Annotated in this window: 10 protein-coding genes; 5 read left to right on the top strand and 5 right to left on the bottom strand. The window is 56.5% G+C overall.

Translation table 11 applies throughout. From position 1 onward, the window contains the following. Positions 1-4 precede the first annotated feature (4 nt). Positions 5-1,276, bottom strand: a complete 1,272-nt coding sequence (locus HMPREF1628_RS00915) for a magnesium transporter MgtE N-terminal domain-containing protein (RefSeq protein WP_034506612.1) — start codon at positions 1,274-1,276, stop codon at positions 5-7. A gap of 238 nt (positions 1,277-1,514) precedes the next feature. Here HMPREF1628_RS00915 and HMPREF1628_RS00910 point away from each other — a divergent pair, with 238 nt between their 5' ends. Continuing rightward, a complete protein-coding gene (locus HMPREF1628_RS00910; protein WP_052038736.1) occupies positions 1,515-2,297 on the top strand; it encodes a general stress protein in 783 nt (260 codons plus the stop codon). A gap of 87 nt (positions 2,298-2,384) precedes the next feature. Here HMPREF1628_RS00910 and HMPREF1628_RS00905 read toward each other — a convergent pair whose 3' ends face one another. Further along, positions 2,385-3,908 carry an aminopeptidase P family protein gene (locus HMPREF1628_RS00905; RefSeq protein ID WP_034506608.1) on the bottom strand — a complete coding sequence of 508 codons (1,524 nt, stop codon included), beginning with the start codon at positions 3,906-3,908 and terminating at the stop codon, positions 2,385-2,387. A 64-nt stretch (positions 3,909-3,972) separates the two neighbouring features. Between HMPREF1628_RS00905 and HMPREF1628_RS00900 the strand changes: the two genes are divergently transcribed. Further along, positions 3,973-4,821, top strand: coding sequence for a PHP domain-containing protein (locus HMPREF1628_RS00900; protein WP_034506603.1), 849 nt, complete (start codon positions 3,973-3,975; stop codon positions 4,819-4,821). Between the two features lie 41 nt (positions 4,822-4,862). Here the strand turns inward: HMPREF1628_RS00900 and HMPREF1628_RS00895 are convergent, their stop codons facing one another. After that, on the bottom strand, positions 4,863-6,515 hold the full coding sequence (locus HMPREF1628_RS00895; protein WP_034506755.1) for a DEAD/DEAH box helicase: 1,653 nt from the start codon (positions 6,513-6,515) through the stop codon (positions 4,863-4,865). Between the two features lie 288 nt (positions 6,516-6,803). On the opposite strand from HMPREF1628_RS00895, the gene HMPREF1628_RS00890 reads away from it, so the two are divergent. Beyond that, positions 6,804-7,418 (top strand): ferritin-like fold-containing protein, encoded by a 615-nt coding sequence (locus tag HMPREF1628_RS00890; RefSeq protein WP_034506601.1) that lies wholly within the window; start codon positions 6,804-6,806, stop codon positions 7,416-7,418. Between the two features lie 93 nt (positions 7,419-7,511). On the opposite strand, the gene HMPREF1628_RS00885 is transcribed toward HMPREF1628_RS00890, so the two are convergent. Further along, positions 7,512-7,733, bottom strand: a complete 222-nt coding sequence (locus HMPREF1628_RS00885) for a DUF3107 domain-containing protein (RefSeq protein WP_034506599.1) — start codon at positions 7,731-7,733, stop codon at positions 7,512-7,514. Between the two features lie 107 nt (positions 7,734-7,840). Between HMPREF1628_RS00885 and HMPREF1628_RS00880 the strand changes: the two genes are divergently transcribed. Then, positions 7,841-11,053 (top strand): PD-(D/E)XK nuclease family protein, encoded by a 3,213-nt coding sequence (locus tag HMPREF1628_RS00880; RefSeq protein ID WP_034506596.1) that lies wholly within the window; start codon positions 7,841-7,843, stop codon positions 11,051-11,053. Continuing rightward, complete coding sequence (locus HMPREF1628_RS00875; RefSeq protein ID WP_034506594.1) at positions 11,053-14,670, top strand: ATP-dependent DNA helicase; 3,618 nt, start codon at positions 11,053-11,055, stop codon at positions 14,668-14,670. The genes HMPREF1628_RS00880 and HMPREF1628_RS00875 overlap by 1 nt, the downstream gene beginning before the upstream one ends. Here HMPREF1628_RS00875 and HMPREF1628_RS00870 read toward each other — a convergent pair. Then, entirely contained in the window at positions 14,642-15,709 is a 1,068-nt protein-coding gene (locus HMPREF1628_RS00870; RefSeq protein ID WP_052038734.1) for a phosphotransferase, read from the bottom strand. The genes HMPREF1628_RS00875 and HMPREF1628_RS00870 overlap by 29 nt on opposite strands. Between the last annotated feature and the right edge of the window lie 18 nt (positions 15,710-15,727).

Here is a 15,727-nt window from a genome sequence, read left to right as displayed (position 1 = left end):
CCCCTTAAAACTCGTCGTCCAGATCGCGCCAGTCTTCTGGCAATAGGTTATCGAGCACGTCGTCAACCGAAATAGCGCCCAGTACGTGCCCGTGCTCATCCACTACCGGAACGGCCGTCAGGTTGTACATTGCAAGCGTTTTGGTGATCGACCGGATGGAACGCTGCGGATCAACTGTTTCGATGTCAGTATCGACGATAGTTCCGAGTAGTGATTGCGGTGGTTCGCGTAGTGCCCGCTGAATATGTACCACGCCAATGAACTTGCCCGTAGGAGTTTCTAGCGGCGGCCTCGCAACAATAACCATGGCGGCGAGGGCGGGTGGAATGTCTTTGTTTCGCACGTTTGCCAGCATCTGGGCCACGGTTGCGTCCGGCGGCAAAATCACGGGCTCGGTGGTCATAAGGCCACCGGCAGTGTCATCGTCATAGCGCATGAGTCGGCGCACGTCCTCGGCCTCTTCAGGCTCCATGAGGTTCAGCAGGTTTTGCGCGGTTAGGGGCGCTAGTTCAGAGATGAGGTCGGCGGCGTCATCCGGCTGCATCACGTCGAGCACATCTGCGGCTTGCTTCGCCTGGAGCCGTTCGAGGATCGACACCGAGTCATCCTCGGGGAGCTCTTCCAACACGTCAGCGAGGCGCTCATCGGAAAGCTGTGAGGCTACCTCGTACATGCGTTCTTCGGGAAGGTCGCGAATAATGTCAGCGAGGTCTGCTGCCTTCATGTCATGCGTGGACGCAATCAGGCTGGTGGCGTCCTGCACACCAACCTGTGTGGACAGTTTCGTCACGTCGGAAACGGACACCAGCATGCTTTCGCCAGCGCGTTTAAAACCAAACGTTGATTTGGTAACGCGTTCTACGAATAGTTCCGTTACTCGCCATTCGCGAGGCAGGCGCTGCTCCATGCCCACGTCGCGAATACGGACCTCGCCTGAACCATCGCGCATGGATACCACGCGGTCAAACAATTGGGAGATGATGAGCGTTTCGGCCTCGCGCTGGGTAAAACGACGCATGTTCAGCAGGCCCGTGGTGATAACCGCACCCGGTTCGATGGCGGTGACGCGCGAAATTGGAACAAACACGCGGCGTCGGTTTGAAACCTCCACAACGAAGCCCACCACGTCGGGCGCGCGGTTCACACGCATGATGGAAACCACATCATAAATGCGCCCCACCTGGTCTCCGATGGGGTCAAAAACGCCGGTTCCGGCAACTTTTCCTACGAATACACGCGTGCCGCGCGGGGCAAGTTTGTGGTCTGAAGTGCTCACACTTCAAGGGTAGCTGAGCGCGGCCAAAAGCGGCGCCGGCCGCGCGATGGGAAGCGACACACTCGCCTCCCAGGTCTTCTAATAAACCCGGGTTCTGACTGCCGCGACCTAGCCATCATGAGCTTTCCGGCATCGCTTTGAGGCGCTAGCAGGCCGACAAATGCCAAAGGGTTCATCTCATAGTGAAAAGTTGGCACTTGATGAGGCAACATGCAGATTAATCTGCAAAAGTGAAGGTATGAAACGTATTGAAGCAATTTCTGCTACTGGCTTGCCAACTCCTGCGCAGGGCACGGAGGTGGCCTCTTACCGCACGTATGCGGAGGCACAGGCGGCGGTTGATCACCTTTCTGACCAGGCTTTTGACGTGCGCGGCCTCGCGATCGTGGGCACGGACCTGCAGCTCGTAGAGCGCATCACAGGCCGTCTGACTTGGGGCAAAGTCTTGTGGGATGGCTTCCTCTCGGGCATTTGGCTGGGTCTTTTTATTGGCTTGTTTTCTGCGCTTTGGTCTCCCAACGCTTCGCTTGCGATCGTTATCGTTGGTATGGCGATGGGCGCCGTGTTTGGAATGTCACTAGCGTCGGTGCCGTATGCGCTGAGCCGGGGCAAGCGTGATTTCACGTCTGCAACGCAAGTGGTTGCCGCGCGTTACGCAATTTTAGCGAAAGAGGGAGCCGGTGAGTTCCGCCAAGTTTTGCGAGGCACCCCGGGCAACCTGACTCGTGATCCCCAGCCGACCCGTCCTGTCGAGGACTTGTCTAAGCCGAGCGCCTTCGGCTCACGCCCCGGAGAGCAACCTAAGTACGGCGTGCGTCTCAGCCCAAGCGAGCGTGAAGCCCACCAGGCGCGCATGCAGTCTGGTGTCGGCGGCCCAGAGTCGGCGACGCCAGCACCGGTAGCGCCTGAAAGCGCAGGCGTGGCAGATGCGGCAGAGCCTGCTTACGGCGAGGTGCCCGAATCGGAATCGAGTGACCCTGCAGGCCAGCCGGGTGAGTCAAATGATAACCCGAACCGGTAAGCCGGGTAGAGGACAATAAAAATTGCGGCCGCTTGGCCGCAATTTTTATTTGCCTGAAGTCTTTTTGAGCAGACGTTATCGAGGGTTCTAGGAGTTTTGTACCCGCTCGATCCAGGCCTCAACGTCAGCTACCGTGCGGGGGATGTCCTCCGAAATGCGAGTGACAGAGCCGTCCTCATTCACAACAACATCATCTTCAATACGCACGCCAATACCGCGGTATTCTTCGGGAATTGCGAGGTCATCAGCGCGGAAGTAAAGGCCGGGTTCGATGGTGAACACCATGCCGGGCTCCAGCACTGCATCCAGGTACATTTCGCGCCTTGCCTGCGCGCAGTCGTGCACGTCCAAACCGAGGTGGTGGCTGGTTCCGTGCGGCATCCAACGGCGGTGAAGTTGGGACTCTACTTTCAGCGATTCTGCAGCTGGAACAGGCAGGATGCCCCACTCTTCCAAGCGCTGGGCAATGACCTCCATCGCGGCTTCGTGCACGTGGCGGAAGCGAGCGCCGGGCTTGTTCGCTACGGCCAGTGCAGCCTCGCACGCATCCAGTACAGCGTTGTAAACCCTAGCCTGCACCGGCGTGAACTTGCCGCTAACGGGCATGGTTCGCGTGATATCAGCGGTGTAAAGCGAGTCAAGCTCAATACCGGCGTCAACCAGGATCAGATCGCCGTCTTTAACCTCACCGTCGTTATCAATCCAGTGCAACGTGTTTGCGTGGTTACCCGACGCTGCGATCGTGTCATAGCCCAGACCGTTGCCCAGCTCGCGGGCGCGAGCACCAAATGCTCCCTCCACAACGCGTTCACCGCGTGGATGGTTAGATGCACGAGGAAGTTGCTTGATGATTTCTTCGAAGCCTTCCTTAGTGGCGTCGACAGCCTTTTGCATTTCGCGAAGCTCCCACGCGTCCTTCTTCAAACGGATTTCAGAGAGCTGTTGCTGGAGGGCATCATCGATTGCCTGCGCGTCGTTGCCGTGGGGGAGGCCCACCTGCTGGCGGATCTCGTCAACCAGGGCGGTCACGTTGACGTCGGCCTCGCGTACAACGCGTAAGGAAACCTGTCCAGCGTCCTTTGAGAGCGAGTCGCGCAATGTATCAATATGGCGTACCTTAAGGCCGGTGAGCGCCTCCATCTCTTCCAATGAGGGTCGCGCCCCAACCCAGAATTCGCCGTAGCGCGAGTCCGCGTAGAACTCCTCGGATGAGCGTGAGGCGCGCGGTTTGAAGTAAAGAACAGCCTCATGCGTGTGCGCGGATCCATCTTCGGTGGGTTCAAGCACTACAACCGAGTCGGGTTCAAGCTCTCCCGTTAGGCCCGTCATGTGCGCAAACGAGGAATGGGCGCGGAATCTGTAGTCCGTGTCATTGCTGCGGACCTTCAATCCGCCGGCGGGGATAACTAGGCGCTCACCTTTAAAAGCTTCGCCAACGAGGTCGTGACGCGCCTGCAAATAGTCGGCAACCTCTGCTCGGGACGGCAATTCGGATGAACGCGGCCCCCAGTTAGTGCCTATGAAGTCTTTGAATGCTTGCGAGTTGGGGCGGCGGGAACGATTGTTGCCGCGCGCAGCCATGGATTGTTCTACTGATTCTTTTTCACTCATGTGCCTATTGTCTAACTTTGCTGGGCAATAGTCATCCCGCTAGAGGGCCGCTTAAGCTGGAGACATGTTGAAGATTGATCCGCACACTCATTCAAACCATTCGGATGGGACGGACACGCCCGCGCAACTGATGCGCAGGGCCGCCGATGCGGGGCTGGACATGGTGGGGCTTACCGATCACGATGTCACCACCGGCAGTAGCGAAGCTGCGCGCGAAGTTCACGCAGCCGGTGTTGCTCTGCTTCGCGGTATGGAAATGTCTTGCGCCTGGCAGGGAATAACGGTTCACCTGTTGAGCTACCTGCATGATCCGCAAGATCCCGCGCTGGTTGAAGCCAGCCAGAAGGTGCTGCGGTCCCGCCGGGACCGCGCGAAGATCATGGTTGAAAAGATCTCGCAGGACTACCCGATCACCTGGGAAGACGTGGTTGAGGGAGCAGGCGGAGACGTGCGCGTGGTAGGACGCCCACATATTGCAGACGCGCTGATCAGGGCGGGTTCGTTTAGCTCGCGAGATGAGGCGTTCGCGCAGGTGCTACACCCGCGCGGCCCCTACTACCAATTTTTGTGGGCGGAGGACCCCGTTGTCGCCGTACAGAAAGTGCGGGCTGCGGGCGGTGTCCCTGTGATTGCACATCCGCGGGCTCGCGCCCGCCAAAAGGTGCTTCCCATCGAGGTGATTTACAACATGGCCGAGGCCGGTCTGGCCGGCCTCGAAGTACGCCATCGCGACAATCCGGTCGAAGATCAGGAGTTCTTGCTACAGGTGGCCCGCGAGCGCGATCTGCTGGTGACGGGTTCTTCCGACTATCACGGCACGGGTAAGCCCAACCGGTTGGGGGAGAACACCACGCCTGTTGAGGTGATACAAGAAATCGAGAGCCAGGGAAGGCTCTCGATTCTGTGGCCCTAGCGGCCTTAAGTATCGGTGGCAGGCGTTTTGCTGCGGTTCGCTTACTCGGCTGAGTTCTTGCGCGTGCGGGTGCGCCTGCGGCGGGGAGCTTGGTTTTTCCTGGCTTTGCCCCGCGCAGAATCGGCCGATTTGCTTCGGCTTGATTTGCGTTCACCCGAGTTGTGAGAGGCGGCGCCGCCGCGACGAGTGCGTTTACGCTCACGCTTTTGTCCGCTTCTCCCACGTGAGCCGGACCTGCGGGTTCCCCGTCCGCGGGCGCGCTCGCCCTTGCCAGAAACATCAACGAACTCTTCTGCCTCAAGCCCGGCGCGCGTGCGCTCACTGCGGGGAAGTCTGCCGGTGACGTCCGTGGGGATGTCAAGGTCGGTGTAGAGGTGCTCGGAGGTGTGGTAGGTCTCCAGTGGTTCGGGCACGCCTAGGCCCAGCGCGTTAGAGATGAGGCGCCAGCGCGGTACGTCGTCCCAGTCCACGAACGTAACAGCAGTGCCGGATGCACCCGCGCGGCCGGTGCGGCCGATGCGGTGTACGTAGGTCTTTTCATCTTCGGGGCACTGGTAGTTGATCACGTGCGTGACGTCGTCAACGTCAATGCCGCGCGCAGCCACGTCGGTTGCTACGAGCACATCAACCTTGCCTTTTCGGAAGGCGCGCATGGATTGCTCACGAGCCCCCTGGCCGAGGTCCCCGTGTAGCTCCGCGGTGGCGAAGCCGCGCGATGCAAGGTCCCGCGATACTGATGCCGCGGTGCGCTTAGTACGCGTGAAAATGATGGTGAGGCCGCGCCCGCGTGCCTGCAGGATGCGCGAGACAACCTCGAGTTTATTGAGGGCGTGGCACCTGTAGATCACTTGTTTGACACTGGCAACAGTGGGAGAGGAATCCTCAGGATCCTGGGCGCGAATGTGGGTTGGTTGACGCATGTAGCGGCGAGCCAGTGCCACCACCTCGCCGGGCATAGTGGCTGAGAAAAGCATGACGTGCCTGTCCGCAGGAACGCGCGACATGAGAATTTCTACGTCGGGTAGAAATCCTAGATCCAGCATTTCGTCGGCTTCGTCAAGCACCAGCGTGTGCACGTTAGTGAGCTTTAGAACCTTGCGTTTCAAAAGGTCAATGAGGCGTCCGGGCGTTCCCACAATGACGTCGGTGCCGCTCTTGAGCTGCTCGATCTGGGGATCAAAGGCTGCACCGCCGTAGATTTCGGTTACGCGAATGGAGGTGTTAGCGGCCGCCTCGCGGAGGTCACGAGTCACCTGCTTACACAGTTCGCGCGTGGGCAGGATTACGAGGGCCTGGGGAAGGTCCGGGAAGTGCACTTTGTTCGCGTAGTCCGGGTCGTCGGGGCGAACAACGTGCATGAGGAGGGGCAGGCCAAAGCCGAGGGTCTTACCGGTTCCTGTCTTCGCTTGGCCGATGATGTCGCGCTTGCCTAAAGCGACGGGTAATGTCAGAGCCTGGATAGGGAACGGGTAGGTAATGTCCTTCTTGGCCAGTGCCTCCGCGAAATCTGCGGCCACGCCAAAATCGGCAAATGTTTTTTGCGCTAGTTCTTCTTTGGTGACGTCGCCTTCGATGTCAGCTTTTGCTTCATCTGTGTTTTCTGGAAGGGCAACGCCTTCAAGGTTCACAACGCCGGCAGAGTAGGTTTTAGTTTCTTCAGTTTTATCAAGCAAAGTAGCGTGAGTCTTTCTCACTTTGGAGCTCGCCTGCACGCCCTGGGAGCCTCAACAAAGTGAAAGTAGGTGTGGTACCGCTCGCGCAATTCATTAAAGAAAAATCTTTTGCGTGCCAAAAACCATTCCGGTGCGAACGGCATGTTCTTCTTCAGAGTAGCAGTATTTTTGTGGCGCGCGCGTTTAGTGCCGTTGATCACTAAGCGGTGTGAGGCGGTGTAAAACTCGTCCCAAACCGGTTACTTTCCAGGTCCTCAACGTAGTATGGAATGGAAACTTCGCAAAGGGGCTAAGGCTTTGGAGGCTACTTTGACTGCTAGTAACGATTCTTATAAGAACTTGTTGGGCATCGGAGCTTACGCGGCGATTGCGGCGCAAACTCGTCTTGCAAAGGATGGTGACCAAGCGCCAAAAGCTTGGGAGCACGTGGACATGGCGAACATGTCGGGTAAAGCGTGGGAGAACTTCAAGTACGTATGTAAAGTTGCCGAGCACTCCGACATAGATATTGCCGAGGCCATCGCGCCATACGAGGGTCTTTTGGATGATATTGATGCGCGCCTGCGCCCAACAACGTGGTGGGAGCGCATGACGAAGACCTATGTTGCTATCGGTATTTTTACGGACGCGCTACGCGAAATCGCGCACCTGCAGGGGCAGGAAGAATACGCGAAAGACGTAAACGATTTTGGCCACGGCGATTGGGTTCGAGAACGTCTTGAGCCGGCCGTCGCGGCAGATAAACAGCTCGAGGCACGCCTATCTTTGTGGACCAGGCGAGTTGGGGGCGAAGCCCTTTCTCTGGTGCGCGCGTTCTTGTTCACCAACCCGGAGATCATTTCGGGAACCGATGCGGATGAGCTGATGGATCGTGTTTCCAAGGCTCACAAGGAGCGCCTCTCCGCCGTGCACTTGCACGCCTAGATGAGGCGGAGGCCGGTTGGTCTCACGCGTGAGAACTCTTGCATCAAAAACGGTCGGACCCTGCTTTGGTCCGACCGTTCTTGATTGGCGTTGCTATACGGTGAAGCCCACCGGTCCGCGCTTGGATTCAGCTACGAGGACGTAACCGAGCTTGTCGCTTGGAATGATGACGCGGCGTTCTTTCGCGTCGGTGAACTCAAGGTTCGTCTTTCCCTCCAGTGCTTCGCGAACTTTGCTGAAAAGCTCGTCCTCACTCATCTTCACTTCGAAAGAAAGCTCGCGTGTAACGCCCGTAATTCCAATCTGAATGATCATAGTTTTCCTATCGTCGTTTGTTCCTATCGTAGGCATAACGAGGCGCTTTCGCGATGCTCGATGCCACTTTCAAAACTTTTGTCCGACCCCTGTGGTGGAATACAACCATGACAACAAATCGCGCGCAAACTTGTAGCGAGGTGCGGCTTGCTCTTGGCCGTCCCGCCGATTTCGGAGTGCTTGACCAGGCGAACGAAGAAGTGGTTCATCAAGTGGTCAGCCATGACGGGCCGGCAGTTATCCGCGGTTGCCCAGGCTCTGGCCGCACGTCAGTGGCTCTCGAAGTTGCGCACCAGTTGCGTAAAAAGTTGGGCGGTGATGTGTTTATTCTGGCACCGGACAGGTTGCGTGTAGATCTGTTGCAAAGCGCGGGGGAGCATGCTCTGCCTGGAATTGTGCGGCCTGTACGCACGCCGGTTGCGCTCGCGTATTCGTTCGTGTCGAAGTGGTATGTAGAACGTAAGGACCCGCAGCCGGCCCCGCAGTTGCTGACGGGCGCGCAGGAAGACTTGGCACTGGCCGAAGCCATCGAAGCTCAGCTGGTGGAGTGGCCAGAATCTTTGAATGACGCTTTGGGGATGCCCGAGTTTCGCATGCAGATTCGCAACCTCATGGCCAGGGCACGTGAGGCCGGCTGGGACGGTCACAAACTAGAGAGCGTGGGCCGCGATTTAGAGCGCGGAATTTGGGTGGCAACCGGGCGCCTCATGCAGATCTGGCAGGAGCAGTCCTTGCGTGAATCCGGTGATACTGTGAGCCACTTTGAATCTGCCGAACTGCAAGAGCGGGCGGCACAGATCATAACCCGTTGGCATGAGGACGCTGGCAGTGAGGGAGTGGTGGCCAACCTGGACGTGCCCGCGGCGGTAGTGGTCGATGACCTGCAGGATTGTACGCGGGCAACGCTAAGCTTGCTCGAAGCGCTACACGCGGTCGGAACACGGATTGTGGTGACCGCAGACTCTGATGTCGCAGTCTCGGTGTATCGCGGTGGCGAGCCGCATCTCGATGTTCGCTTTGCAGATCGACTAGGGGCAAAGAGCTTTTACCTTGGACCTACGCACAGAGGAAACCAGACACTTAGAGCTGTCGTGCAACGAGTTTCGGAGCAGACCACTGTCCGCCATGATGCGCGCCATCGCCTAATGGGCGCGGTTGATTCTAGAGAGGATAGCTCTGGTCTTTCAGTTAATACCTACGGTTCTGCTGCGCAGGAGGCCAATGCGATTGCTCGCATGATTACGCGCTACCAATTGGGGCGTGGTCCCGGTATCAGCAGATCCGTGCCACTGGATCGGCAGGTCGTTATCACTCGCAATAGTGCGGATGTGAAGCGCCTGCATTTCAGTTTGATGCGTAATGGTATTGAGAGCACCATTCGAAGCCGCGCAACGGTGTATGCGGCAAATCAGACTACCTCGATCTTGCTTTTGCTGCTCAGCTCAGATCCGTTTGGCCCTACTGATTTCGAGCTTTTTGACCGGCTACTTAGAAGCCCACTAGTAAACGCTCATACAGCCAAGCTACGCAAACTGAGCGATGTGTACCGGGCGCGTATTGATGCGGACGTAAAGTCGGTCCTGCAAATGTGTGAGGACCTCGCTTCTGATAAGCCCGAGGTTCAGGCGTTGAAAGAATACGTCCGCAAAGTTGGCCTGGCAGAAGTACTAGATGATGTCACAAAGGCATTCGACCTGCTAAAACTTGGGCGTAAGGTCCGTAGTGAAAGCCCGCAGATTGCCCTGTGGGAGCTTTGGGAACTAGCAGATGTCACTGAGGAATGGCGTCAGCGCGCTATTCAGCCGGGCACTGACTCGGCCGTGTTTGATGAGCGCTTGGACGCAGTCGTGTCGCTGTTTAGAAGCGCGGACGTGTGGCAACAACGTAATCCGGGAGCGAGTGCGGAGCACTTCTCCAGTGAGTTCCTTTCGCAGCGTTTGCCCACAGACACTCTTGCACAGACAGGCAAGCGGCCAATTGGCGTGCAGATCTTGACGGTATCTGAGGCCGTGGGGCAGGAGTGGGACGTCGTTTACTTGGCCTCAATGCAAGATGGCACTTGGCCCAACTTAGCTCTTCGTGACCAGCTGAGTCAGGCTGGCGACATCGCACAGTTGCGCTCCCTGAGCCCGCAGGAGTGGGCAAATCAAAAATCATGGAATACGGGAAGGGCGAGAAGGAAGGCTAGGTTAACCGAGGAGTATCGCCAGCTCGCAGCGGCGGTTTCGAGAGCCAAATCCGCCTTGCACGTATCGGCGGTGCAAAATGAGGATGACGTTCCCTCTCAATTCGTCTACCGCTTAGCTAAATGGGTAGGAACCCCTCTGATTGACGGATACCACCTTCCGGTAACCCCGGTGCCCTCAGGCATCGATACGCGATCACTGGTGGGCACGCTACGCCAAAAGCTAGCGCAACGCCTAGTAGAAGACGATGCCCACCTGTATGCAACCCTCCTCGCACTACTTGCTTTAGCGGGCATAGACCATGCTAATCCGCGCGTGTGGAATGGTGTCGGTGGGCTCACTTCCACGGCAGATGAGTCTAAGCAGATGGTTACGCTTTCGCCCTCACAAATTGAAACCCTGATTGATTGTCCTGCCAAATGGTTCTTGACTCGCCACGGTGGTTCAGTGCCTGCAAGTGAGGCGATCTTGACAGGAAATCTGGTCCACAAATTGGCAGAAGAATGGCCCGAAGCAGACTTTGAAGAACTTAAATCGCACTTGGATGAGCTCTGGGATGACGAGTATTTCGACCGAGAGACTTCCCTCGGCATGGCTGAATATGAAAGCACATTAGAGAAGGTCAAGAAGCTTGCCGACTACCTCGAAGCTTGGAAGGGCAAGACGGTCGACATCGAGCACCCGTTTGCGCAAGTTGTTGATATTGGTGGAACCAAACTGCGCATCGCGGGCCGAATCGACAGGCTCGAACACACTGAAGATGGTGTAGTCGTTACAGACATCAAGACGGGCAGAGTCCCATCACAAAAAGAAACGCAGAACCACCTGCAACTGGCAGCTTATCAGTTCGCGCTGAATGCTCGCGGTGAGAACGTGCAGAAGGCGCGTTTACTAGCACTTAGGGAAAAATCTCCAGACAAGTACATCCAACATTCCCTCTTTAACAAGGGTGAACGCAAGGATAGTGACCCGGTTGTTTCAGACCAGCGAGAGCAACTGGCAGAGGCCATAAAACTTGCTGCGGAAATAGCGGCAGGAAATACCTTCCTAGCAACACCGAATGCGAATATATGTCGAAGTTGTCCGGTGAAAAACATTTGCCCAGCCCAAGATGAAGGAAGGAGGACCCTGTAGTGACACTCAACGCAATGGAGTTTGTAGAAACTCTTAATGCCCAGCTTGAACCGGGACAGAAGAAGATCATGCTTTCGCCGGACCAGGCCAAAGTAGTTGAAGCTGACAGCGTTCCCACTCTCGTGGTTGCCGGCGCCGGGTCTGGAAAAACCGAAGTGATGTCGCTGCGTGCCCTCTACCTCATGTATCGTGACGGCCTTGAGCCTGATTCGATTCTTGGCCTCACTTTCACGCGTAAAGCAACTGCGAATTTCACCGAACGCATCCTGCGGCAGCTTGATTTGATGCGAAAAGCAGGGCTACTTGGGGAAGCAGACACGATCGGCTTGGAACCAACCGTTGCTACTTACAACTCGTTTGCAAAGAATCTAGTTAGCGAGTACGGCCTCCAAATCGGGGTAAGCCCGTCCGTAATCCAACTCAGCGAAGCCCGGGCGTGGCAGGTAGTTGAACGTCTTTTGCAGGAATACACCGGACCGCTACCACAGGGAGCGAAGGCCTCGACCATGCGAGATGCCATACTGTCTCTTTCGCAAAGCCTGACCGAGCATCAAGTTGTTCCTGCCCGGGCCGCACAAGATTTTGAACGTGTTGCGGCAGCCATTAAATCTGCGGGTCCGGGGACGGGCGCCACTGGAAGACAACGCACGGCACTTCCAGCCCCGGCAAAGAGTTTTGTGACGCGCATGGAAGACAAAGCGCTACTGATGCCTCTGGTACAGCGATATTGGGATTACAAGCGTGAACACGACCTGATTGATTTTACGGATCAGTTAGCACTGGCACGCCAAATCATTGACGCGAACCCGACCATCGTCGCTGAACTGAGTGACCAATACCGCGCTGTTCTATTGGATGAATTCCAGGACACTTCGGTTGGCCAGCTCCAGCTGTTCTCCAACCTGTTTAGAGATACGGCCGCTACTGCGGTCGGGGACCCAAATCAGGCAATCTATGGCTGGCGCGGAGCGTCAGCGGCGTCGCTGTCAATGTTCTTGCCCTATTTTGACACTCTGAGCCGAGGTAACGTGCTCGAGCTTCGCGATGCCTGGCGTAACTGGCCTGCCATTTTGGAAGCCGCAAACGTGGTTTCTAGTGCCGACAAGGTTGAAACCCAAGCACGAGAAGAAGCCTTTGCGCACATGGATTTGGCAAGCCAAATCGAAATGCAAAGCCTGCGTGCCAATCCAAAACACCCGGGGCGCGGCGTAGTGAAGTACATGTTCCCATCCACGCGCGACGAGGAGTTCGAAATGGTTGCGCGTCTTGTTAAGCGCTGGCAAGAAAACGTGCCGGCCGGTCAGAAACAGCCATCGATTGCGATCTTGTCGCGTAAACGAAAGTTCTTTGCCCCCCTTTATGCTCAGCTTCAAAAGCTGGGCGTGAACGCGCGGATTGTGGGTGTTGGGGGCCTTCTAACAGAGCCGGCGGTAACTGACATTGTTGCTGTCCTGCGCTCCCTCGCAGTGCCTGACAATGGTGCGGCTGTGATGCGTCTGGTTGCAAACCTTGACCTGTCTTCTGCAGATATAAAGATCCTGTGGGACTGGGCTAGAGAACAAGGCAAACAGCGAATATCTGATGCTGGATATCCCGAAACCATTGTTAGTGACGTGGACAGAGCGAAGGCCAACACTGACAAACCGAATGCGGGCGCGGATCTGCGCGTTGAGTTTTTGCTCGACGCGGTCCTGACACCTCCAACGGTTGGATGGAAAAAGCGTGGTGCACAAGGGTTCAGCTCTGAAGCGCATAGTCGTGTGAGCCTCCTAGCTAGACACCTCGACCTTGTCCGCGAACACATGGATGCCGGCATAACCACACTCATCTCGAAGGTGGTTAAGATTTTTGACCTCGACCTGGACATTGCGTCTGATCCGTTCGACAACCAGGGTGAAGTCGCAATAGACGCGTTCATTGATTTCGCTGCCAATTACGAATCCGAGACTCCGTATGCTTCGGTGAAGAATTTTTTGGAATGGATAGACACTACCCTCGAGACAGAAGAGAGGTTGGAAGCGCCTGTTAGCGAACCCGATGAAGGGGTAGTGCTACTGCTAACCATTCACCAAGCAAAAGGTTTGGAATGGGACAAGGTTGTAGTGGTTGGCCTAACAGAATCAGATTTCCCCGGCGTTGTCGATGCCCGAAATGCTGCGCTTAAACAAACCGTTGATTTAAACGGACCGTTGCCCGCTATCCAACCATCCAGTGGCTGGACGTCGGAGCTGGGAGAGATCCCGTACAGTCTGCGCCTCGATAGTACTCATGAGGGCAGGGTAATTTTGCCTACCCTTCCCGAGATGACGGGCCTAGATGTTGTTGGAGTAGAGGAAACCTTCGACGAATATCGTCTGCAGCTAAGCCTGCATGAACTGGCTGAGGCTCGCCGCCTCGCGTATGTCGCTTGGACGCGAGCATCAGATGAGCTTGTGCTGTCGGGCTCCTGGTATGCGGGTCAAACCCAGTTGGCGCCTTCGCGTTACCTCATGCAAATGGTGAAGGGTAAATCCGGAGCTTCAGAGCCGCTGGCCATTCCAGTTACTGTAGAAGACCTCGCAGCTGAGGCTGGAGAAGAGATCCCGCAGCCGGTGGTGTTGAAGCTAGAAGATGCCGCTAAGCCAGAAGAAAGCCTCGCGGATCAGGCTGTTTTCCCGGTCATGCCTTCTAAATCGCGGCAGCTCATTACCGGCGCGGCACAAGCCGTGAATCGGGCTATGGAAATGTACGATCAAGAGTCAGATGAGAACACTGATTTTGATGCGCTGATTGACGATCTCCTAAAAACTGTCGAAAGCGGAGCGGGCGGCAATAACGGTGAAATTGCAACACTTGTTCACTCAGTGCGAGACGCAATCGCACGACAAAATAGCCCTCGCACTCCGGCTCCTGTGATCGAAATAGACCGGCTGAATGCCACGCAAGCGTTTGGACTACTGGACGATCCTTACCGCTACGCGATGCAGGTTCGTCGGCCCATCCCGCATGAGCCAAGCAAGGCCACCCAAATTGGAACGGCATTCCACAACTGGGCTGAGCAGTGGCTGGCCAAAGCAGGTCAACTCGACGATGCTCTTGAGCCCACAACTAACAAGCCGCTAACAGATATCGATTCGGTAGCGGACACTGGTGACAGTGGCGACATGCAGAGTCTGACTGGAGCTGAGAAAAAGTTGCTCGAGCAACTCACTAAGCGTGCCAGGGAAGTGCTGGGGGACGACCCCGAAGGCGTTCACGCTGTTGAGGCGGATTTTGCCTACACCAAGAGCGGGATAACTATCCGTGGTCGTTACGACGCGGTCCTTAACCGCGATGGCAAATGGGTGGTCCTTGACTGGAAGACCGGTGCTCCACCTAAACTAGGAGCTAAAAACCCGTATCTGCGCCAGTACGCCACGCAGCTTGAGATCTACCGGCGAGCTCTGGCTAAACAAAAGGGCGTGGACCAGTCGCAAGTAGATGCTGTTTTGGTCTTCCTCGGAGGCCCAGGCACGAAGCCGAGCGAGCGGATACTCCGTCTAGAGGACCTGGAAAAACTCCTCGGAGATTACAACTTCGAGCAGCAATGGGACCAGCTTGTAAACAGTTTTAGTCCTCATCCTCGCGATTCAAAATAGTACTGAGATTAACCGTAGGAGCGTTCGGATCGACCTGCGTGGTAGCTGGCAACACCTCGTCAATTACCCGCAGGTCGAACGGGGTGTCCTCCTGGGCGCTATGAGCGTGCCCAGGCACCAAAGCGTCATCGCCAACTTCGTTCGCTAAATCTTTCAGCATCTGCTTGGCGTCAGTAATCACGGCTTCGTCGTCGGTCCGCTTGCCGTGCAACAGCCATCGTAATAGGGCAAGTTCTGCCCACAGGCTGGCGCGCGTCAAAATATGCAGGTCCGACTCGCCTTTGCGTGAATCACGGTATGCAGTCGAGAACTCGTCTTGCGTCTGCACAGATGCAGACAGGATCCATGCCAGGTCTTCAGCGGGATCGCCCAGATGGGCTGAAGCGAATGCGGAAACTGAAGAAACCGTGTTGGCCGAACAGAGGAAAGAATCGGGCCCCAAATCTCCGTGCACGGGAACGCACTCAAATCGGAACAAGCTCTCATCGTTCAGTGCGTTGTCCCAACGCTCAAACAGATTTGGAGGCAGCGTGCTGGCTGCCACGCCCTCCTCAAGTAGGCGACGTAGCCGCGCTTGTACTTCTGCGGCTGAATAAACGGGCAACCCGGTGAACTCAATAGCCTCAGCGGGCAGGTTGTGCAGGGCCGCGATGGATTTAGCCATGGAACGCACAAGCATTTGGGAGTCTTCCATGTCTTCCCAAGAACCCGGCTTGCCCCGCATTTGAGGGTGCACGATCACGCGCACGTCCGCGCTGTTCTTGTTTGCCACGGGAACAGGAGCATCAAACGGTAAGAAGCCCTTCTCGTAAGAGCGGTGCAGAATGCGTAGCAGTGTTGATTGGGCTTGAATATCTGCCCCTGCTTGGTCAGTCAGAGGTGTGCAAATCACCCAACGATTACCCTGCGTGTCAACCACGCCCTGGCGTGCCATCGATCCGTCATTGTCGTACGGCTCGGTCAAACCAACGATCTTGAGGTCGGGCATTGCTGCGGTTGCGTGTGCGGCAAGAACGAGAGGGGAAATTTGAGAACTCACAAATACTACCGTAAGGCC

Origin of the sequence: Actinomyces sp. S4-C9 (assembly GCF_000758775.1) — a bacterium.
Classification (GTDB): Bacteria; Actinomycetota; Actinomycetes; order Actinomycetales; family Actinomycetaceae; genus Gleimia; species Gleimia europaea.
The sequence above is the reverse complement of the archived record's forward strand: the minus strand, read 5'-3'. Positions and strand labels throughout refer to the sequence as shown.

What these genes read in the sequence shown, in the direction of transcription:
- HMPREF1628_RS00905 (WP_034506608.1), bottom strand. Translation starts at nt 3,908, where the DNA reads ATGAGTGAAAAAGAATCAGTAGAACAATCCATGGCTGCGCGCGGCAAC.
- HMPREF1628_RS00910 (WP_052038736.1), top strand. Translation starts at nt 1,515, where the DNA reads ATGAAACGTATTGAAGCAATTTCTGCTACTGGCTTGCCAACTCCTGCG.
- HMPREF1628_RS00880 (WP_034506596.1), top strand. Translation starts at nt 7,841, where the DNA reads ATGACAACAAATCGCGCGCAAACTTGTAGCGAGGTGCGGCTTGCTCTT.
- HMPREF1628_RS00900 (WP_034506603.1), top strand. Translation starts at nt 3,973, where the DNA reads ATGTTGAAGATTGATCCGCACACTCATTCAAACCATTCGGATGGGACG.
- HMPREF1628_RS00885 (WP_034506599.1), bottom strand. Translation starts at nt 7,733, where the DNA reads ATGATCATTCAGATTGGAATTACGGGCGTTACACGCGAGCTTTCTTTC.